The sequence below is a fragment of the Curvibacter gracilis ATCC BAA-807 genome (assembly GCF_000518645.1).
GTDB classification, from domain to species: Bacteria; Pseudomonadota; Gammaproteobacteria; order Burkholderiales; family Burkholderiaceae_C; genus Curvibacter; species Curvibacter gracilis.
Window position 1 is genome coordinate 166,308 of record NZ_JADZ01000011.1, and the last position, 21,191, is coordinate 187,498.

At 62.9% G+C, this 21,191-nt stretch carries 12 protein-coding genes, 1 tRNA gene, 2 pseudogenes and 1 riboswitch; of the genes and pseudogenes, 9 read left to right on the top strand and 6 right to left on the bottom strand.

Features of this window, described 5'->3' with window-relative positions:
* Positions 1 to 230: 230 nt before the first annotated feature.
* The 4 genes from L880_RS32060 to thiD form a co-directional block, all read right to left on the bottom strand.
* On the bottom strand, positions 231 to 5,855 hold the full coding sequence (locus L880_RS32060; RefSeq protein ID WP_051443191.1) for a DUF11 domain-containing protein: 5,625 nt from the start codon (positions 5,853 to 5,855) through the stop codon (positions 231 to 233).
* A 223-nt stretch (positions 5,856 to 6,078) separates the two neighbouring features.
* Complete coding sequence (locus tag L880_RS0109005; protein ID WP_157462738.1) at positions 6,079 to 8,982, bottom strand: hypothetical protein; 2,904 nt, start codon at positions 8,980 to 8,982, stop codon at positions 6,079 to 6,081.
* A gap of 244 nt (positions 8,983 to 9,226) precedes the next feature.
* Complete coding sequence (locus tag L880_RS32065; RefSeq protein ID WP_084461164.1) at positions 9,227 to 9,829, bottom strand: DUF11 domain-containing protein; 603 nt, start codon at positions 9,827 to 9,829, stop codon at positions 9,227 to 9,229.
* 351 nt (positions 9,830 to 10,180) lie between these two features.
* Positions 10,181 to 11,059: a bifunctional hydroxymethylpyrimidine kinase/phosphomethylpyrimidine kinase gene (gene thiD / locus L880_RS0109015; RefSeq protein WP_043329006.1), complete on the bottom strand. Its 879-nt coding sequence runs from the start codon at positions 11,057 to 11,059 to the stop codon at positions 10,181 to 10,183.
* 117 nt (positions 11,060 to 11,176) lie between these two features.
* Positions 11,177 to 11,308, top strand: a riboswitch (TPP riboswitch).
* 173 nt (positions 11,309 to 11,481) lie between these two features.
* Between thiD and L880_RS0109020 the strand changes: the two genes are divergently transcribed.
* From L880_RS0109020 to L880_RS32070, 5 genes and pseudogenes are all read left to right on the top strand, one after another.
* Positions 11,482 to 12,597, top strand: coding sequence for an FAD-dependent oxidoreductase (locus L880_RS0109020; RefSeq protein ID WP_027475405.1), 1,116 nt, complete (start codon positions 11,482 to 11,484; stop codon positions 12,595 to 12,597).
* Between the two features lie 4 nt (positions 12,598 to 12,601).
* The gene (gene thiS, locus L880_RS0109025) at positions 12,602 to 12,799 is read left to right on the top strand and encodes a sulfur carrier protein ThiS (protein ID WP_027475406.1); all 198 of its coding nucleotides are present in this window, start codon (positions 12,602 to 12,604) and stop codon (positions 12,797 to 12,799) included.
* A gap of 3 nt (positions 12,800 to 12,802) precedes the next feature.
* A complete protein-coding gene (locus L880_RS0109030) occupies positions 12,803 to 13,630 on the top strand; it encodes a thiazole synthase (RefSeq protein WP_027475407.1) in 828 nt (275 codons plus the stop codon).
* Positions 13,627 to 14,568 carry a thiamine phosphate synthase gene (locus tag L880_RS0109035; RefSeq protein ID WP_027475408.1) on the top strand — a complete coding sequence of 314 codons (942 nt, stop codon included), beginning with the start codon at positions 13,627 to 13,629 and terminating at the stop codon, positions 14,566 to 14,568. The genes L880_RS0109030 and L880_RS0109035 overlap by 4 nt, the downstream gene beginning before the upstream one ends.
* A gap of 106 nt (positions 14,569 to 14,674) precedes the next feature.
* Positions 14,675 to 15,457: pseudogene (locus L880_RS32070) on the top strand (IS3 family transposase); the annotation flags it as partial.
* A gap of 134 nt (positions 15,458 to 15,591) precedes the next feature.
* On the opposite strand, the gene L880_RS35570 reads toward L880_RS32070, so the two are convergent.
* Together L880_RS35570 and L880_RS32080 are read right to left on the bottom strand one after the other, a co-directional pair.
* Entirely contained in the window at positions 15,592 to 16,395 is an 804-nt protein-coding gene (locus L880_RS35570; protein ID WP_157462740.1) for a hypothetical protein, read from the bottom strand.
* A 506-nt stretch (positions 16,396 to 16,901) separates the two neighbouring features.
* Positions 16,902 to 17,813, bottom strand: a pseudogene (locus L880_RS32080) (IS3 family transposase); the annotation flags it as partial.
* Here L880_RS32080 and L880_RS36030 point away from each other — a divergent pair.
* The 4 genes from L880_RS36030 to L880_RS0109075 all read left to right on the top strand — a co-directional run bounded on the left by L880_RS36030 (position 17,787) and on the right by L880_RS0109075 (position 21,176).
* On the top strand, positions 17,787 to 18,110 hold the full coding sequence (locus tag L880_RS36030) for a hypothetical protein (RefSeq protein WP_169737743.1): 324 nt from the start codon (positions 17,787 to 17,789) through the stop codon (positions 18,108 to 18,110). The pseudogene L880_RS32080 and the gene L880_RS36030 sit on opposite strands and share 27 nt — an antisense overlap.
* Positions 18,111 to 18,275: 165 nt before the next feature.
* Entirely contained in the window at positions 18,276 to 18,536 is a 261-nt protein-coding gene (locus L880_RS0109065; RefSeq protein WP_027475410.1) for a hypothetical protein, read from the top strand.
* 296 nt (positions 18,537 to 18,832) lie between these two features.
* Positions 18,833 to 21,058, top strand: a complete 2,226-nt coding sequence (locus L880_RS0109070; protein ID WP_027475411.1) for a TonB-dependent siderophore receptor — start codon at positions 18,833 to 18,835, stop codon at positions 21,056 to 21,058.
* A 42-nt stretch (positions 21,059 to 21,100) separates the two neighbouring features.
* Positions 21,101 to 21,176, top strand: a tRNA-Asn gene (locus L880_RS0109075).
* Positions 21,177 to 21,191 lie beyond the last annotated feature (15 nt).

Sequence of the window (21,191 nt, forward strand, 5' to 3'; positions counted from 1 at the left end):
GTCTGCAAAACCTACGGGTCATCAAACACTCCTTCTCAAACGACTTGATCAACGCCCTTCATTGGTAGGAGCGGGCGCCTGAACTTCAGCCCGTGAATCAACTCCGAAACACTCCACGGAGGACCGCCGCCAAGGCGTGCGACTGTGGACCCCGTGCAGGCCATGGACAGACCGCTCCACAACCGTCAGCGCTCCACCGCAGCACCCATTCGACTCATGCGACGCAGACATCACGGCGTGAGCCCCTGGCCGTTGGTGCGCGGCGCCAACGTGTTTTCATCAAACTTGAAGCGCATGCGCATATAAGGCCCCTTGCTGGTGAAAGAAGACCCCCCCAAATCGGGATCTTTCAAACCGCGGAAGTTGTAACCCGCAGACATCCACAGGTTGGGCATGAGCTGATAGCCCCCTTCGGCGCCCAGCACCAGTTCGCGTGATCCGCCGCGGGTGATGGCCAGGCCGGCCTGGGCCCCGATGTCCCATTCAGAGGTGATGTCGTAGGTGACCCGGCCCATCACCAGCTGGGTCAGCGCGCTGCTGCGCACAGCATCCGAGCGCAAGGTGCCCCACTTGATCGCATAGCGGGCACTGGCCAGCAAGGACCGGTTGGCCTGCCAGTTGGCCTGGGCGCTGATGATGTGGGCGGCCAGGTCGGTCACGCCGGGCACCATCAAAGAGGCCGTGCCACTGTCCGTGCGCTGCAGGCGATGTTCATAGCGGGCGATGGCATTCCACTCATCCTGTTCTACCGGTCGGTACGCAAAGCCGATCTGCTGGCGCTGCAACAGCGTGCTGATGCCTGCCGTGGTTCGGCTGCGTGTGTCGCTGATGATGGAGCGCGCCAGCAGACTCCAGTCGCGGTCTATCTTGAGGGCCACGCCCAAGGTGTTGAGCAGGCCGTTCGAGTCGGTGCTCTGACGCAGCTCCAAGGTACCGGTGGCGCGCAAGGTGTCGTCGAGCGCGTAATCCAGCCCGCCCGTCAAGGCGGTGGACGCCTGTCCGGCCACACCGCCCAAGGCACCGGTGTGCTCTATCCCGCCCGTGCCACGCAAATGCTCCGTCAGCTTGAGGGTCTGGCGCAGCCCCATGGCGGCCTGCGCACCACGTCCATCGATGGTGTCCACCATGCGGTACTCGTTGAACAGACGCCCACCCTCGCTGTACTGGCTTTCAAAGCCGATCAGCCCCACATTGTTCTGCTGCGTGGAGTTGGCATCGTAAGGGCTGTTGTACAGGCTGGAGATCAGCGCATAGCGCCCATAGACGCGTGTCTTTTCAGTGAGGCGGTAGTTGCCCCCCACCGAGAGGGCCCGGCGCTGCGCCTCGTTGAGGCCTTGCTCGGCCTCCACAAACACCTCAGCCTCCGGCACGTCGGGCACTTTGCTGGTCAGGCGGCCCCGCACGCTGGTGAAGCCCAGATTGCTGGCGGAGACACCCGTCTGAGACATCGAGGGCCCATTGGCCGACGAGACCGTGCCGTAGTTGAATGACCCTGCACCCTGACCCGACTGTTGGCCGGTGCGCAGGCCGACTTCACCCACCAGCATGTCACTGAGGCGTTCCTGAACGCTGACCGCCGCACCCCGCATATTGGCGGCGGCGCCGGCCACATCGCTGGCGCTGTAGAGCGCCTCGGCACGCAGCTTGGTGCTGGGGCTGAGGCTGTGCTCGAGCTTGAGGTTGCCCAAGGTCTGGCCTGGGGCCGTGGTGGCGTTGGGGTTGTCGAAGAATTCACTGGTCTTGGTCAACTGGACCTGCAGCCGGGTCTGCTCATCGTCGCGGCGCAGCTCCAGGCGGGCGGCGTTGCCGCTGCCTTTGAGGTCGGACTCGGTCTGCACCAGTTCGGCGGACACGGTGGCCTTGTCGCCCACCCGGGCCAGCGCCGTGGCGGCAACGAGCTTGCGCCCCCCATTGGGGTTGTTGTCCAGGCCAGCCACCGCGCCCAATTGCAAGTTGTCGTTGACCTTGCGCTGGGCGTCCACACCAGCCACCCAGAATGGCGTGCCTCCGGCATCGACGGTGTAGCTGACGCGGATGGACTGCGGATTCAGATCGGGGTCGAGCGAGCTCACCGGCGCCTTGAGCAACAAGGTCTTGCTGATGGGCTCGATCGTGTAGTCGACGAAGCGGGTCAGCGCCGTGGTCTTGAGCACGGTCTGAGGCTGGCTGCGGTCGCGCACCAGCACCTCCACCGATTCGCTGTTGGCCACCATGTCACCCAGGCCCGGCAGGCTGAAGGGGCCCGAGGTGCCGTTGGCCGGGAACTCCTGGATCTGCTGCGTCAGGGTGTCGCGGCTGGCATAGGAATCAACCCGTGTGGTGCCATCCTCGAAATGGTGGCGCACACCGCTGACGGCCCGGTTGATCTGGCTGAGCTGTCGCACCTCGGGCGACGATGCCGTGACGAAATCACCGTAGAGCAGGAAGGATCGGTTCTTGTCGATGCGCACATACAGCTTGCCCACGCTTTGGGCATCAAAGGTCTTGACCGAGGAGTCACCGTACACCGGATAGAACTGATCGGGCTGGATGTCACGGAACATCTGCACGTTCTTCTGCTTGTCCGAGTCATAAGCCGTGGTCAGCAGGTAGTCGCCACGAATGGCGCCCTTGAAGAAGAAGGCCGTGCGCGCCGCAGCATTCAGGTCGCCCGACTGGGTGGAGAAGCTGTTGAGCTCGGATTCGAAGGCCCCTCGGGCCGAGCCACCCAGGTTGATCGCACCGCGGCCGCTGAGGTCGATCACCCCCTCGACCACGCCGATGCCCGTCAGGGGACGCAAGTCTGGCAGGTAGGCCAAGCGGGCACTGGCCGCCACCAGATTCGAGCTCAGGCTGATGCGGCCGTCTCCGGGGGCCGTGGGGGGCAACAGCTCGAAATCGCCCTGCCCGCCTTCCACCACCACCTGAATGCCGGGCTCTGCGGGGTTCAGGTCCTTGACGTTCCAGCGCCCCGCCGAGGTGTCCAGGTTCAGCACAGTGCGGGCCTGCACGGGCACACCTGCAGCATCCACCAGACGCACCTGGACCTTGATGGGTGTCTTGCCGTCGGCCTGGGCCGTTTCAGGCACCGTCAACATCAGTCGTGCCAAGGGCCCAGGGGCGATGACGTCCATCACGACCCGCTCCCGTGGATTGCCGAAGTTATCAAGCCATTCCGCCTCGAGTTGGTTGCGCCCAGGCTTCAGTTGGACGGCCACGAACTCAAGGCCCCGCAATGCCTTGGACTCCAGCGCCACCCGCTTGCCAATGCGGCTGTCCGGCACGGCCTCGCCATTGACCTTGAGGCGGATGCTCCCCTGCATGGCCCCCTTGACGCGCAGGTTGATCTGGCGAGTTGGCAACACCTCCCCCTCTTTCAGGCCGATGAAGCCGAGCGTGTTGTCGAGGTCTGCCAAAGCCTCCTCCAAACCTGGATCAACAGGCTGGGTGCTGGCTGCAGTCGGGGCAGAGGCCTCCTCGGGAAGGATGGCCGCCCCCGCGACGGCCCGCTCGTCCTCGACAGGGAACGGCGACACAAAGGCCTGTGCCTGCTGGGTCGCCAATGCGGCCCCCGCCCCTCCCGAACCGGCACCAGGCAGGTCGATCAAGGGACGAGGTGCAACGCTGTTGGTGCGCAGCGCACCGTCGCTGCCAAATTCACCACTGGCCGGCAAGGCGCGGGGCTCGGCGCGGGGAGCGGGTTGGGCTTTGGGATCCAGGCGGGCCCTCAGGCTGCCACCGGCCTCGGCCTCCCGAGTCGGCAGGGCTTCGATGAGTCGGCGGCGCTCTTTGACCTCGGCCAGCAGTTCGGGGGCCTCGCAGTTGTCAACCGCAAAATTGGCCTTGTGCCATTCGCCCTTCTTGAGGTCCAGAAACTGGCTGTCGCCCACACCGGCGTGGCGGTTGGAGAGCACGGACAGTCGCGCGCCCCGGGGCAAGGTGGTGGTGTCGATCTTGAGCGCATGCGTCACCGGGCGCAGACCGTAAAGGCTCCACTTGCCCTCGATGTCGGTGATCACGCTGGTGCCGTCCTCGATCATCAGGCGCACACCCGGAATGCCCAGTTCACCCTCGGATTGGAGGCCATCACGGTTGCAGTCCAGGAAGACCTTGCCGAAGGCAAAGGCGTCGTCGGCAAACACGCCACCGCTCACGCGCACACGCCAGGTGGCCAGGTTGGACAGGCTGCCATTGGCCGTGGCCTGGGCCTGGTTGATGGCCACGCCGTTGCTGGGCACCCCGGCGCCAATGCGAACCCGGTAGCGCACGGCCCATTGACCCTGGGGCGCCAGTTCAAGCCCTGGCGCACTGAAGACCAGGGCGGCGCCACGCGCAGGCTCCGCCAGAGGGGCCCAATCAGGCGCCCCGGCACCGGACGACAACAGTGCGGCGCGCGCCGATCCAGGCACATAGGTGAACCCAGGCGGCAACTGGTCTCGCACGGACACCGCCTTCAAGGGCGAGGCACCGTTGTTCTGCAGCACCAAGGTGTAGTCGAGCTGATCACCGATCTCAGCCTGGGTCGTCGAGCCCTCCTTGCGCAAGGTGAAGCTGCTCACGCTGGGCGTGACGGCCTGCAGAATCAGATCCACGCTGGAGAAGGCCCAGGCCAGCACATTGGCGCCAGCAGCGCGGCTGGACTGGGCTTTTGTAGTACTGCCTCCGGTCCAGGCCCAGGCCTTGTTGCTGACCACGGCACCAGTGGCCACAAACTCGGGCTTCAAGGTGATTTCGACCGTCATGCTGACCGCGTCGCTCTGGCCGGGAGCCAAGCCCTGCAGACCATTCAGCAGATCCAGTGCGCTTGCAGTCGGAAAATCCAAGGGCGCTGCGCTTCCACAGTCGCCCACGCCGCGACCGGTGTAGGACGTGGACGGGGTCAGCACGCCCGTTTTGGACAGGGGCGCTGAAAGCAGGCGCCACGAAGCCACGGCGCCCTCAGACTGCCCTGTCAGGAAGGTGCAGTCCAGGTTGTCGACCAAATGCAGGGCGGGGGCTGGCGCCCGGCCCACGTTGCTGACACTGAGGGTGTAGTCCACTTCGTAGACGCCCGGCGTGGCCGTGGGGCGCGGGCTGCTGACACTTTTGAGCAGCGCCAAGGCGGGAAGTTGGGTGGGAACCGGTGTGGGCGAGCCATCATTCGTCGGGTCGCCATCGCCATTGGCGTCAGGGTTGAAGCCGTCCACCGAATCGTCGCACACCGTGGCGGGCGGGGGGCCCACCGTCTGCGCACAGGCACGGGCGCTGTTGTAAAGCATGCCCTGACGGCCACTGAGGTTGTAGCGCACGTCGAAGCGCACGGAGAACTCGGCCCCGCGCGGCAAGCTCACATCACCTTGCAGCAAGGAGTTGGCACCGGCTTGACCAGTGAAGCTTTGATTGAGCGACGACGCATTGAGGGGTGCCGTGGACGACACCAGAACCAGGCTGTTGGGCAACACCGTGTATTGGCCGGCGCCCGGCACAGCATTGGCTGTGTAGCTGCCCAGTTGGCTTGCGCCACTGCCTTCGATCTGATCGATCAGCTCGACCTTGGACAGCGTGTCCTGAGCGTAACTGCGCACACGCAGGGTGAAGGACACCGTGGCCGTGCCGTCCGGACTGCCAGTCGCATCCAGATTGACGATGGGCTGGCTGGCCTGTTTGGCCACACCGATGCGGTCGGTGTCAAAGGGGACTTGCGCATACACCACGTTGGAGGGTTTGAGCAAGGGCAGCGTGTCAATGGACAACAAGACCCCCGCGATGTTGGGAATCAAGGAGCCCGGGGGCGCCACGGCCGCCCAGGCACTGCATGCCAGCAGCGCTGCCAGAAGCAGGGCCTGCGTCCCACGGACACAGACCGCTCGAAACAAGATGCTCAACAAACGCCACATGGCAGGTGATTCCGACTGATGCGCAGCAGGGACGGGGCGAACCCGGGCCGCGGCTGCAACAAGGGGGCGATACCGCACCTGCCAGCCACCCCAGGTGGCTTCAGAAGATGCGATTTCACAAAATGGGGGGACAGGTCAGGGGCCTGTCCGGTCAGAGCGCGCCCTGATGGGCCCGCCGCTTGGAGCCCCTCGCGCCAAGCGGCGAGAAGGGCTGGAGGTGCACTTACTGATTCAACTGCACACCGAAGGTCAGCGTCATGGTTCCACCCGGGCCCATGGTGGTCGCGCTACCGCAAATCACACCCGTGGTGCCCGCTTGGTGCGTCAGACTGACCGTGCCCGTCGTATTGGTGCTGGTGCACTGGTTGGCTGGCTGCTTGGGCGCCCAGACGGTGTAGGCCGGCACCATGTCGTTGATGGCGACATTGCTCAGGGACGTGGAGCCGTAGTTGGTTGCAGTGATCTGGTAGATCACGCAAGTGCCCGGCTTTTGCGTCAAGGTGGCCGTGCTGAACACGGTGGCCGAACCCGTGCATGCCAAGTCGGCCGCCTGGGTCTTGACCACCACCAATTGCTTGGCGGTCTGCACGGTGGTGCTGTCCACGTTGCTGACAGTCCCGCAATCGTCGCCGGGCGCGGGGTTGTCGGTCACGGTCAGCGTGGCGTTGTTGATATAGCCATCGGAGACACCTGCGGGCGCCGTGATGGTCAAGCGGATCTTCCACTGCTTGCCCGCCAGCAGTTGGGGAACGGTGCCCGTGGTGCCGATGGGTGTGGTGGTGCCGGTGGCGTCGTCAATGTAGGCCAGCGCGTAGCTCCAGCCAGCCGACACATCGCTGGTCGGCATGCCGACGGCAACCTTGAAGCCACCCGTGCCGCAAGTCTGTGTGCCCACGTTGCTCAGGGTGTGCAGGTAGACCACAGAACCGGGAGTGGCGACCTGACCGGTCTGGCTGGACGTCAGCAGCAGCTTCTTGAACTTGGCGGGCTTGACCTCCACCGCGTCCTGCAGCACGTCGCTGACGATGAAGCCGGTCGACGCCACGGTGGTGGAAACCGCCTGGAAGTAGATCGGCTGAACCACATCCGTGGTAGCCGTGGTAGCAGGCGTCACGCAAGCCATCACCTGCAATTGGGCGCCAGCCGCCACAGCCACAGGCTGAGTCAACTGGGCAGGCATGGTGGTGGCAGGCGGCGTGGGTACGCAGGAGGTTCCCGCAGCGTAGTAGGTGACCGTCCACGACGCAGGCAGGCTACCCGGGAAGGCAGCGCTGGAACTGGCGTTCAGTTGGTAGGTGTTGGCCTTCGAATCGGTGTTCTTGATGAACAAGGGGAAGCCCACCGGTACGCCTGGGGTGGTGCCGAGGGTCATCGTCGGATTCGGGCTGGGGCCGGCACCGAGGTCTCCGTTGCCCACCAGCCCCGAGCCAGTACCTGCAGCAGTGTTGGTCAGATCGACCCCCGCGACCAGCACGACCTTGCCCACCTGATCCCAGACCGAGTCCAGCACACTTGCGCCGCCTTCAGCGGAGGTCGCCGTGATCAGCACGTTGAACGGGCCACTGCCCACGACTGCCTCAGGAGGCAGGATGGCCTTGACCACCACCACATAACTGGCTCCTGGGTCCAAAGGACCGGTATCAGGAACGCCGTCGTTGTTGGTGTCCAGCAAGGGGGTCAGCCCGTCAGGCTTGAACAGGTCGAACCGGGTACCCGCCGGATAGGGGCTTTTTGCCGGGTCGCTCACCGCCTTGATGTTGAACGAGTCAACCGCATTGCCGGTGTTGATGATGTAGTTGCTGAAACGCACCGAACCGTTGGGGGTCACGGTAGGTTGTGTGACCAGGTTGTTCTGCGCGGTCGAGATCGCCGGAGGCGTGCTCGCGTCCTTGACCGGGCTGACGTCGGTGCTGGCCGCCACGACACCGTAAATCACCGAAGGCGAAAACGGCACCTTGTTGGTCGGCGTGGTGGTGCAACTGTCACCTGCGGAACCTGCGGTCGGGCAGTCACCCGAGCCATAGTAGGCGACGTTGGCCGTGTTGGAGCCGTCCGGCTTGGCCGTGCTGTTCACCAACACCACGAAGCTGAGAGTGCCCTGCTGACCGACCGCAACCTTGGCCACCGTGGCACGCACGGTGCTGCCGGTCACGCTGTAGACAACTGCGCCCGTCGTCGCCGTTTCGGAGAGCGCAACCCCGCCATTGCCGCTCCAGACTCCAGAGCCGGTCACGTAGGTCAAGCCCGCCGGCAAGGTGTCCCGAACGGAAAACGCACCATCTTTGGCACCCGTGTTGGTGAAGCCGATGGTGTACACCGCATACGTACAACCCGGTGCGGAACTCAAGGCCGCAGACCAGGTGGTCGAACAACTTGCTGCGGACGGTGGACCCCCTGTGATGGCTTTAGGCCAATCGACGCCACCTGGGGCTTTGACACCCGGCAGGCTCAGCGATTTGGTGACGGAGAACGCAGTCCCGTCGGTCAGATTGACCGTGTCGAGGTTCGTGACGGTGAGGTTGTTCGATGGATAAAGCGAAGTGGTCCCTGCCGCAGCAGTGACCGTCGCCTTGCTGGTCCAGGTTCCGGTGGCCGTCGGAGGCACCGAGTAGGCCACGACAAAACGGAAGACGCCGCCATTGCCCGCCACAGTCTGGTCGAAGCCCGTGGTACAGGCCGGCGTCATGTCTGTGGAACACAGCGCCGTGCCGGACGGCAAGCCGGTGCCGTTGGCATCAGCGTAGATGGCGATCTTGGTGAAGGGGGGAGCACCCGCGAGAGTCTCTGCCACACTCAGCTTGAACTTGTCCGAACCGTTGCCGGTGTTGGTCAAGGTGTGAGGCATGTAGACCGTATTGCCAGCGGAGGCCGATTTGGTGTTGTTGTCCACCAAAGTGAACGCACCGACCTGCTGAACAACCGTCAAGGCGTTGTTGGATTTGGACTCCTGCTGCGTTCCGCCGGAGTCGATGTAGCGCGCAAGCGCCTGGTTGCCGATTTCAGTACCTGCCTCGGGTGGTGCGGCATAGGCTGAACCCAAGGTGACCAAAGAACCCAGAACCAGGGTGCCCACCCAGCTCATGAAGCTCTTGCGGCCACCACCATGTGGACCAGAGTTGATTTTCAAGATAACCTCCTGTATCGGCCTTGGTTCAAGGTCACTGGTCCGCCCTATTTCACAGGAGCGTAAGAATCCATGGCGACTAATAAATCACCCAGAAACCTTGAACCAAAGCCGATTTGAAGAAAAAGCCCTGCAGCCGATTAAATGCAGCAGGTAGGGGACATCCACACGCCGACCACTCGGCCCATGAAGATGAGGTGTGCTGGATTGATCAACGGGTTATGAACCCGATCAATCCATGATGGGGTTATTGACGAATGCCGGATGCGGTCTGACCCGAATCATTTTTCAACGCTGACTTGAAGGATTCAAGTTGCGCGCGCGCAGACACAGTTTGAGTGGCGCCAGGGGCCAATTGGCCCAAGTCCCACTTGAGCGAGCGGTACTGCACGTAGGGGACAGGTTCGACCTGAACACGGCCATTGACGCGCACCTGCCGCGTCAGGGGTTCGGGTGCAAACGCACCGCTGGCCGTGGCCGCCAGGGCCTTGCCCGGGCCGGGACGAGCAGTTTTGGGGAGGTATTCCATGCCCTCGGGGATGGGCAGGATGGCTTGCAGGCCCGTCACGGGCTTGCCATCCTGATTGGTGTAGGTGGCACGGTATTCAATCACGTCCCCCGGCTTGATGGATGGAGCATCCACCAGGGTTTCTTTTCCATTCTCCAGAGTAACCACTTTGTATTGATCGAGTCGCACCTTGACAGGGGAGACCTTGATGTTCGCGGTGGGTTCATTGGATTTATGAACTGGCTGAGCCCAATTCAAAGAATGAAAGCCTGCCAACATGAAAACCAGCAGGAATTTCGTGATGAAAGAACCCGAGACCGGACGACTGATATTCAAAAACATAGACAAGCCTTCTTTGCAATAAACATTGACAACACAACTCAGTGGTCACACTCACAAAACCATTTGTTGCGTGTGTAATCTTAGTAGTGCGCCTTGGCCGCCAATGTAGGAGAAGGCCGCAGATTGCTATGTGAATATTTGAATCAATACGAAAGTATTTAAAACAGGGGCAGCGTGAATTTCGCACACATATGGAAAAAATGACATCCAAAGGATCTGTAAATCACATCAACGGCATGTCGAATATCCACACCCGATGCAACTGATACGTCGAAAAACATCATTACGTCCAGCTTACGACAAGCCCATCCGCGACCCTGCAGCAAGCCAAAGACCCCAGGATGAGGTCGATCAGATACCGAGGCGGCGCATGGGCAGCGGCGAAAATCCGTGGTTCAGAGGACCATGACCCCGTCCGGTCTTGACGGAGGCGCCCGCCTCAATGGCTTGAAGGATGTAGGACCTGGCGGCTCGAACGGCCTGGGGCAGGGGCAAGCCCAAGGCCAACTCACAGGCAATGGCAGCCGACAGGGTGCAGCCCGTGCCGTGCACGTTGACACTGGCAACGCGTGGGCAGGCCAGGTGCAGGTGCTCGCCATCAGCCGTCAAGAGCAGATCAACCACCTCATTGCCCGGCAGATGGCCTCCTTTGAGCAACACGGCCCGGGCGCCCAGCCCGATCAGACGCTGGGCGGCGGGCAGCAATTGCTCCACCTGCGTGATGCGTTGCCCAAGCAGGCATTCGGCCTCATCGAGGTTGGGGGTGATCAACGTGGCACACGGGAACAGTGTTTCCACCATCACGGATACCGTCTCTTCCGCCATCAACAGGTCACCGCTGGTGGCCACCATCACAGGGTCCACCACCACTTGCGTCCAAGCATGGCGACGGATGGCCGCCACCACCGCATGCACCACATCAGGTGTCGCCAGCATGCCCGTCTTGACAGCGTCTACGCCGATGTCTTCGGCCACGGCATCGATCTCCTGAATCAGATGCGCCACCGGCACCGGGTGCACGGCGCGCACACCCTGTGTGTTTTGCGCTGTCAGTGCGGTGATGGCCGTCATGCCGTAGCAGCCGTGGGCGGCGATGGTCTTGAGGTCGGCCTGGATACCAGCGCCACCACCGCTGTCGGATCCCGCGATGCTCAATACCCGTGGATATCGGCAGGCCTGGATCTGGGCGGAGCTGGCAGGGGCGGAAGCGATGGAGGTCTCAGAAGTCATGGAACGGATAGGGACAGGGCCGAAAGTGGCCGATTATGGCGACCGCAGATCCTGATTGGATGGCTGAGGACTGTGCTCCCGGACTGAAGGGCAACGACACGTTGCATAATCCGACCGCGGATGAAACAGGGGTGCCTGTCGGATGTTCATGCGGTGCCAACAGCACTGCGGTAACTTTGACCTGGCTGAGAAAGACCCTCATGACCCGATCCAGATCATGCTGGCGTGGGAAGTTTCAAACATCAACGACGCGTGGCCTCGTTTCGTCCTCAACCCCTGCATCCAGGTAACAGGTAAAGGACCGACGACATGCCCTCTCAGAACGCCCCAGGCACTCGCCCCAACGCGACTTCGCCAAACGTCCCACCGTCCCGATCGACACCACCCTGCCCTGCCGCCATGCTGACTGGTGGCGTGCTGCCATGCTGATCCGACGTCACCAGAAGGTCGTCATCCTGGGGGCGGGACTGATGGGCCGCATGCTGGGGCTGCAAATGCTGCGCGCGGGCCACCCGGTCTCGCTGCATGACGCCGCAGGTCCCGATGCCGATGGCGCTGCTGCCCGCGTGGCGGCGGCCATGCTGGCCCCCTTGGCAGAGTCAGCCATCACCGAGCCTTGCGTGGTGCGCATGGGGCAGTACGCGCTGGAGCGCTGGCCGGTGCTGTTGGGACAATTGCGCCATCCAGTCTTCTTTCAGCGTGCGGGCACATTGATCGTCTGGCACCGGCAGGATCGCGCCGAAGCCGCTCGCTTCGAAGGCCTGCTGCGCTCCACCCAGGATCGGGTGCCTGGACTCCCTCCACTGCAGACGCTGGATGCCCTCGGCGTCGCCCAGCAGGAGCCCGCCCTCGCCCAGCGCTTTCATCAGGGCCTGCTGCTGCCTGGTGAAGGACAGCTGGACAACCGGGGCCTGTTGCAAGCCCTGCTGATCGAGTTGCAAGCAGAAGGCGCCCGGATGCACTGGAACAGCCCTCAGACACCGGCAACCTTCGAGCGGGATGAAGACAGCTTCGTCATCGACTGCCGGGGCATGGGTGCGCGCCCTCAATGGCCGGGCCTGCGGGCCGTGCGCGGCGAGGTGATACGGCTGCATGCGCCGGAGGTGAGCCTGGCGCGCCCCACCCGCTTAATCCATCCCCGCTACCCGATCTACATCGCCCCCAAACCCGACCATGTGTTCGTGGTAGGGGCCACCGAGATCGAAAGCGACGACAACAGCCCGGCCAGCGTGCGCTCCACCCTCGAGCTGCTGAGCGCCGCCTACACGGTGCACCCCGGGTTTGCCGAGGCACGCATCCTGGAGCTCAACACCCAGTGCCGTCCCACCCTGCCCGACAACCTGCCACGCATGCGGCGTTGCGGGCCACGCTCGGTGCAGATCAACGGCCTGTACCGGCACGGCTTCATGATCTCGCCGGCCATGGCCGATGTCGCCATGGCCTGGCTCACCCAAGGCGACAGCACACTGGCCGAGCGCCTGGGTGTGACGCTGGAAGAGCCGGCCCCCTCACAGCCCCCCCTGACAGAAGCCATCTGAGCCCATGGACATCGAAATCAATCAACGTCCCGTGCAGATCCCGCAGGACTGCACCCTGGCCGAACTGCTGTGCAGCCAGGGCTTCACGCCACCGTATGCGGTGGCGATCAACACACGCTTCGTCCCGCGGTCAACCTATGCCCAAACCCACTTGCAGGCAGGCGACCGCGTTGAAGTGATCACCCCAGTCACCGGAGGATGAGCCATGAGCGCACCCAGCACCCCACCCCATGATCCCCTGATTCTGTATGGCCAGTCATTTGAGAGCCGGCTGATGCTGGGCACGGCCCGCTACCCCTCACCAGCCACCCTGGAAGCCGCCGTGCGCCTGGCACGGCCGGCGATGCTGACAGCCTCGCTGCGCCGCCAGGCCAGCACTGGCGTGGGCACCACCCAGGACAACGAGTTCTGGCGCCTGCTCCAGACCCTGGGTGTGCCGGTGTTACCCAATACGGCCGGCTGCCACACCCCCGAGGAAGCCATCACCACGGCCCAGATGGCCCGTGAGGTGTTTGAGACCGACTGGATCAAACTGGAGCTGATCGGCGACGACTACACCCTGCAACCCGACACACTGAACCTGGTGCCGGTGGCCGAGCAATTGATACGCGATGGCTTTCGCGTGCTGCCCTACTGCACCGACGACCTCGTGCTGTGCCAACGCCTGGTCGACGTTGGGTGTCAGGCCGTGATGCCCTGGGCTGCCCCCATAGGCACCGGCAAGGGCCCGATCAACCCAAGCGCCCTGCAAACCCTGCGTGAACGCCTCGATGTTCCACTGATCGTCGACGCTGGCCTGGGCCGGCCATCGCACGCCTGCACTGTGATGGAGTGGGGGTTTGACGCTGTGTTGCTGAACACCGCGGTGGCCCTGGCGCAAGAGCCGGTGCAAATGGCCGATGCCTTCGCCAAGGCCGTGAGCGCCGGGCGCCTGGCCCATTTGGCCGGCACCATGCAGGCCCAGGACAACGCACAACCCAGCACCCCGGTGCTGGGAACCCCCTTCTGGCACCACTGCGGAGCGGCACCATGACACGCGCCACCCACCCTGAACTGCTGGCCCAGGCCATCCTGAGTAAGCACCAAGCCCGTTTTGGTGGCCCCGGGATCCTGCCTGCGATCTCTGAAACACCCTCCCTGCCCGGCGTCCAACAAGCCGCCTGGCGCGCCTGCCGGGCGCTGGGCTTCATTGACGTCGATGCCACCTGCCTGGCCCGGGCCTGGCAGGCGCGCGAAGAACGCACCGGACGCACCGACGACCTGAGCTGGCCCGACCAGCCGCAGGATTTCGGCCTGGGCCGCTACCCCGCCGACCTGCCGACCTTTGCACCCTGCCCCCGCGCACTGGGGCTCTATGTGGTGGCGCCAGACGCGAACTGGATCGCGCGTCTGGCCCACATGGGCATCCCGACCTTGCAGTTGCGCTTCAAGTCGCAAGACCCGGCCGCGGTGCGATCTGAGATCAAGGCCGCCTTGGCGGCCGTCCGGGGCACCGATGTTCGGCTTTTCATCAATGACCACTGGCAGATCGCCCTGGAGGAAGGCGCCTGGGGCATCCACCTGGGGCAGGAAGACCTCGCAGAGTTGGGCGAGGCCCACCTGGCCACCCTGCGCAACGCCGGTGTGCGCCTGGGGGTCAGCACCCACGGGTATGCCGAAATGGTGTTGGCCGATCAGGTGCGTCCAAGTTACATCGCCATGGGTGCGGTCTACCCCACCACCTTGAAAGCGATGGCCACGGCACCGCAGGGCGTTGCCCGCCTGATGGCCTACGCCGATCTGCTGCGCCGCCAGCAGCCCCCCTATCCCCTGGTGGCCATCGGTGGCATCGATCGCGATCGCCTGGCCGAGGTCCTGCCCAGCGGGGTCGGCAGCGTGGCCGTGGTGCGAGCCGTCCTGGCCGCCAACGATCCCCAAGCCGAAGCCCAGGCATTGATGCAGGCCATGAAGGGATCTGCGGCCGAAGCTTGACGGCCTGTTTACAATGCCGTCATCTCGCAGTCACACTGCCTGCGAGGCCGCTAGGGGTGTCCCGGAGGCTCTGCCTCCCGGACTGAGAGAGTCCCTTTGAACCTGATTGATGACCGAGCGCATTCGCCAGATTCATCGGGACTCCTACGAGTCCTACGGCCTGCCCCGGGTGCGGGCCGAACTCATTGAACAAGGCGTGTGTATCAGTCGCCATCGCGTAGCCCGTCTCATGCGAGAAGCCGGCATCCACGGTATCAGCAAGCGCATAGGCTTCATCGTTACCACCCGTCGCGACAAACGGCAGACCCGGGCCCATGACCTGGTCAACCGGCGGTTCCATGCAACGGGACCGAACCAGTTGTGGGTGGCTGACATGACCTACGTGCCGACCTGGATGGGCTTTCTCTATCTAGCTGTCGTCATCGATGTCTGGAGTCGGCGGGTAATGGGCTGGGCCATGGGTAAGCGCATGACAGCAGACCTTGTGCTCGCAGCGTTGGACATGGGGCTAGAGCAGCGTAAACCCAAGGGCGTCATACACCACAGCGACCAGGGCAGTCAGTACACCAGACTGGCCTTTGGTGAGCGATGTCGGTAAATGCAGGTGCGGCCCTCGACGAGAACGGTGGGCGATGCCTATGACAACGCGATGGCTGAGAGCTTCTTTGCCAGCCTGGAAGGCGAACTCATTGAGCGCAACACCTTTCAGAGCAAGGCGCAGGCGCGCATGGCGGTCTTCACCTGGATTGAAGGCTGGTACAACCCAAGGCGCCGTCACAGCGCCCTGGGATACCTCTCACCCCTGAACTTTGAAAGGAGCAACGAAGCCCTCTTTGATTTTGTCGAAGAGGCCCATGTGCATACCGAGGCAACATCCGAAACGGTTTGAGAATCAAACCAGAAACCGTCCACGGAATCGGGGCAACTCCAGGGTCAACTCCAACTCCACCGGATCTTGTCAGCCTCCGAGGCCTAGTGGCTGCGTTCAATTGGACGGATGACTGGTTTCGTCCCGAACGAGGCTCAAGACTGGTTGCGTCGCAGAGTGAGAAAACTACCTACTGCCAGCATACTGATAAGGGCTGCGATCCCCCATGTCGAAAGCGTTGGCACGGCGACGGCGCTGCACGTGTTGGTTCCCATGGCGATGCAGCCTGGGCCAGTCAAAGTTGCTGAATAGTTAAGACCTCCTGGGGTGGTGCCATAGGCAATCAACCAAGTGTACTGCTGACCAGCGACCAGATTCAATGATGTGAAGTTGCCAGTCCCAGGCGTCGTGCTCGAGAAGATACCTGCAAAAAAATTGCTCAGCGGCGTAGCAAGTACAGCGGAATTCGGCGTGAACAAGCCCGACAAGAACCAAGACGTGTGCACCGATCCATTGACAGTCACCGCAGCCGAGTACGTGCCTGACTGATCGACAGTGAAAGGTAGAAGGGTGTATCCATAGGGCCCAGATGCAGGGCCAGTGAAGGTTGTTTTTTGAGTACCGGCAGGGGTCGGAATTTCTGGAGTTAGGGTCTGCGTTGGCGTGGCGGCGACCCAATTCCCTGAGGCAGTAGCAGTACCCGCGTTGGCGGTTGGGGCCAAGGCGACCGCCAGCAACGCAGAGATAACTGAGAACTTGAGAAGGGCAAGGCAACGTTTTGTATGATGCAGCATGGTGAAGAAAACTCTCAATTGTGTGAATTTGTTTTGATGATAGGGCAATACGAACCGCCAAATAGGACTGAATTGCAGGCAATATCCAGCCGCAACCATTCTCGGCCTAGTGTTGGTTAGTGGCGTCATCTGAAACGGTCCCTTGAATGACAGGACACGGTCCATCGCTTACGGCTACCGCCGAGCTTGTGATCTCATTAAAGGGGATCGAGTACTCAAGGGCGCCCAGTGGTCTGCTTAGCTTCAACAAGAACACCGTGCAGCGCATCTTCCAGACAATGGGCTGGCAAGCTCCCCCCCGAGCACCAGGGAGCCAGCAAACTCCACCGACCCAGCGTAAAAAATCGTGAAATCCCGTCATTCGGCCGGCACCAAAAATCGGACGCGGGGCCGCACCAGGCCTTACGCTGCCCAGGGTCGGCAGTGCCGTCAAAAGAGGTCCATTAAGACAAAGGGCTCGGCGGGGTCTCGACCGCGTGCCGGGGGGACTGACGGGCTTGGGCTTGCGACGGGGGTGTCCGGGGTGTCAGGTCGGCTTGAATAGGGTCAATGCAGGCGCGTAGATGCCGCCAGGCTGCAGATCATGGCCGATCAAGGGGTAGAGGGTGGTAGTGCGTCCTGATCGGTTTGCGCTGGTCCAGTTTTTCGGACACAGCGATAGGTTGTTTGATTGCCGATTGCTGCTCGAAAGCATTGGGTGGCAAGTTGCCCAGTTTGGAATGCAGTCGCACGCTGTTGTAGAAGCCAACGATGTAGTCGGCGATGTCAGTCATCGCCTCGCCGTGGTTGGCATAGTCGCGCTACCAAACGCGCTCCGTCTTGAGGCTCAGGAAGAAGCGCTCCATCACCGCGTTGTCCCAACAGTTGCCCTTGCGGCTCATGCTGCCTACCAAGCCGTGTCGGGCCAGTAGCGCTTGGTGTAACGCGCTGGCGTACTGACTGCCTCTGTCTGAATGCACGATCAGCCCAGGCGCAGGTTGGCGCTTCGCGATGGCCAATTGCAGCGCCGCGCAGACCAATTCGGCGTGCATGGTCAGAGCCATTGCCCAGCCCACGACTTTGCGGGCGTACAGGTCCAGCATCACCGCCAGGTACAGCCAGCCGCTGCGGGCGCTGATATAGGTGATGTCGCTCACCCAGGCCTGGTTTGGGCCGCTCGGGTTGAAGCGCCGCGCCAGCAGGTTGTCTGAGACCGGCAGCGCATGCCCGCTGCCGGTGGTGTGGAGGAACTCGCGCCGCCACAGAGCACGCAGCCTGTTCTCGCGCATCAAACGTCGCACTCGGTGGCGCCCAATGTACAGCCCCTGAGCACGCAGCTCGGCGCCAAGGCGACAGCTGCCATAGACCTTGCCGCTGGCGGCGAACTCGGCCTTCAATTGCGCGCTAACCAAGCAGGCTCTGGGCGCGAGCTTGGCGCGCTGACGGGCGCCGTAGTAGCCCGAACGGCTGACGCCCAGCACGCGGCATAGCCGCTCTACGATGACGGCCTTCTTGTTCAACTGCTCGACGAACTGATAGCTCATCGAAGCTCGCGGGCAAAGAAGGCTGATGCTTGAATGAATCGCCTTTGCATCGGTGGCCATGCAGGCCGGGTTGGTGGTTTGGTGGGGGTGGCTCAGTTTTCGATGTGGGGGGTGGAGATGATGGTGAAGTCAACTCAAAAGAGGGTCCCTGAGACCACAGTCACAGTTGATGCAGTGGCACTGCGAACCGTGTTGCGCGCCCTCATCGGTCCGAGCCACCTGCTACGCGAATTGCAGGCCACCCGGGAAGAGTTGTTCCCGAACAACCCAATTGACGCCTTGGTCAAGCAGTTCAACCAAGCTGTCGTTGAGGAGCGGCTCGGGTGCGGGGCCAAGCAGAAAGGCGTTACCCAATGATCACCAAGTCCAACCGACACTTCCACATGTTCTGTGACCTGGGCGGCGGGGCATGCGGCGTCAACCAGGCCAGGCCTGTGGTGGGCATGCTGTCGACACGGCTCATCTAGGTGCGACCGAAGGTGTGGGCTTTGAATCTCCGTTGCGGAAAGGACGGTGCATGAAATGATCGGTGACCAAAAAACTGGACGAATCGAAAACGTGGTCTTCAGCACCGTCACGGCCGGGGGCCTGCCTGTGACCGTCGGCGGCCGCCCGGCCAAGCTGGCCGTGATCGCCGACGACGGCCAGGTCGTCGCGATGGGCGACACCGTCGCTCGGGAGGCCCAGTCGGTGGCGGTGAACTTCTACCGATCATTTTTGAAGGGCAAAGGTTACCTGCGCACCTGGGGCAACCCGATACCCACTGACCGACCGCCAAACTGAGCCACCCTGCCCGCTTACAGCCCACCATCGTGCGGGCTTTTTCATGCCCGATTGACCTGCCCGTTACAATCCCGTCACTTCGCCGTCATAGACGGCAAGACCGCTAGGGGTGCCCGGGCAGTGATGCCTGGACTGAGAGAGTCCCTTTGAACCTGAATGTGCCTGTGAAATTCTTTTATTTTGCAGGCCCGAGATCATCCTCGCGCAGGGAAGCCCGCCGTGCCAGCCGCAGCATCGCCCATGCTTGTGCGCGCTGCCACCCGACTGCTTTGCGCCAGGATCACGGAAACAACGCCATGACCTGCCGACATCGTTCCCCCACCCACTCCATGACCCCTTGTGCCGTTGCCGCTTTGCTGTTGATGAGCCCAGTGGCCTGGGCACAGGACGCCAGCCTCCAGCCTGTGGTCGTCAACGACCGGACATCTGCCCCGGTGGCCGACGTGACCGGCTTCGGGGATGTGCCGGTACGCGAAGTCCCTGCCTCGGTCACCGTCATCGGCCGGGAGCAACTGGATGCCCTGGGCGCACGCAGGCTGGCTGACCTGACCACGCTCGACGCTTCCGTCACCGATGGCTACAACGCACCGGGGTATTGGGATTTCCTGAGCATCCGCGGCTACACGCTCAACCAGACCTACAACTACCGGCGTGAAGGCCTGCCGATCAGTGCAGAGACTGTGATCCCGCTCGACAACAAGGAACGCATCGAAATCCTGAAGGGCACCAGCGGCATCCAGGCTGGGACCAGCGCCCCTGGTGGCTTGGTCAACTACGTGGTGAAGCGTCCCACCGAAACGCCTCTGCGTGAATTGACCCTGGGGCTCAGCGAACGTGGCAGCCGTCTGCTGGCCCTGGATCTGGGCGGCAGAACCGACAACAAGGTGATTGGCTATCGGCTCAACATCGCCCACGAGGACATGCGCCCGCTGATCGATGCCACCAATGGGCACCGCGACCTGTTCGCACTGGCGCTCGACGCGCGGGTCAGCCGAGACACCTTGGTGGCGGGCGAATTCGAATGGAGCAGCCAGACCCAGGCCAGCGTACCCGGGCAAAGCCTGCTGGGCAGTCAGTTGCCCGCAGTGGGCAATCCGAACGTCAATCTGAACAACCAGCCCTGGTCCAAGCCGAACAATTTTGACAACCTCACCGGCACACTGCGGGTCGATCAGCAGATCAACCAGGCCTGGAGCTGGCAGGCGCAATACGGCCGCCAAAAGCTCAAGAGCAACGACCGCCTGGCCTACCCCTTTGGTTGCAGCGACCCGGTCAGCGGCGCCTACTATGCCGACCGGTACTGCCCGTCGAGCAGCACCGGCAAGGCCAATGTGGGGCTGGCCGACATCTACCAGTTTGAGAGCAACAACGAACGCCGCACGCAACAAGCGGCTCAATTCAAACTGCAGGGCAATCTGCGCTGGGGCGGTGTGCAGCACCAGGTCAGCACCGGCCTGCTGCGCAGTGTGCTGAACAACCGCTTCGGCTTTCAGGCCGATGGCTCAGCCCCCGTAGGCCAGGCCACCACGGATGGTCAGACCAGCATCCCCAGCCCGAATCCGCCGCTCGCATTCATCACGCCCAACACCAACCGGGATGAGTACTCGACCGAGTTGTTCGTACAAGACATGGCGCGTTGGACTCCCCGCTTCGTGACCTGGGCAGGCCTGCGTCACACCGAGCTGGATCGACACAACATCCAGACAGACGGCGGGCAGGAAACCCGCTACAGGCAAAGCTTCAACAGCCCCTGGCTGGGCGCCAGCTACGACCTGGGCTCAGGACTGTCGCTTTACGGCAGTTGGGGGCGCGGCACGGAATCGGCCGTGGCGCCCAATCGCCCCTACTACGCCAACGCAGGCTCGGCCATCCCGGTGGCGGTCAGCACTCAGAAGGAGATCGGGTTCAAGCAAGCCCTGGCCCAGGGTGCCTGGCAGCTGAACTACTTCGACATCCGCCGCCCTGCCCTGTATGAGACCCAGTTGGCCGGTGGCAGCAGCGCGGCCCAGCTTTGCCCCAACAGCCCCACCGATTGCCGCATCCAGAGCTTTGACGGCGATGCCCATCATCAGGGGCTGGAGTTGTCGGGCGACCTGCGCCTCGGCGCCTGGCGTCTGGGTGGCAGCGGCATGTGGCTGCGTGCAGTGCGCGACAGTGCGGATGCCAGCATCAATGGTCACACACCCAGCAACGTGCCTTCGCGTGTGTTGCGACTGCGGGCCGACTACTCGGTGGCCCAGATCCCGGGCCTGAGCGTGGGAGGCGGCATCAGCCACGAAGGGCCACGCAAGGTGATCGACAACAGCGCCGAGCAGGTTTCGCTGCCCTCCTGGACCCGTGTCGACGCCTTGCTGAGCTTTCAGCAAAAGCTCTCGGCAGACACCCGCACCGTCTGGACCCTGGGCGTGACCAATCTGTTCGACCGCCGCTACTGGCGGGAGTCGCCGACCAGCTACGGTCACCTCTATCTGTACCCCGGCGCAGCAAGAACTTTGCGTCTGACGATGAAAACCAGCTTCTGAGTTCTCAAGGCCCAATTTTTGTGTATATAATCTAAGTCTTGTTCCTCGATAGCTCAGTCGGTAGAGCGCCGGACTGTTAATCCGTAGGTCCCTGGTTCGAGCCCAGGTCGAGGAGCCAAGTTTCATTGCTAGT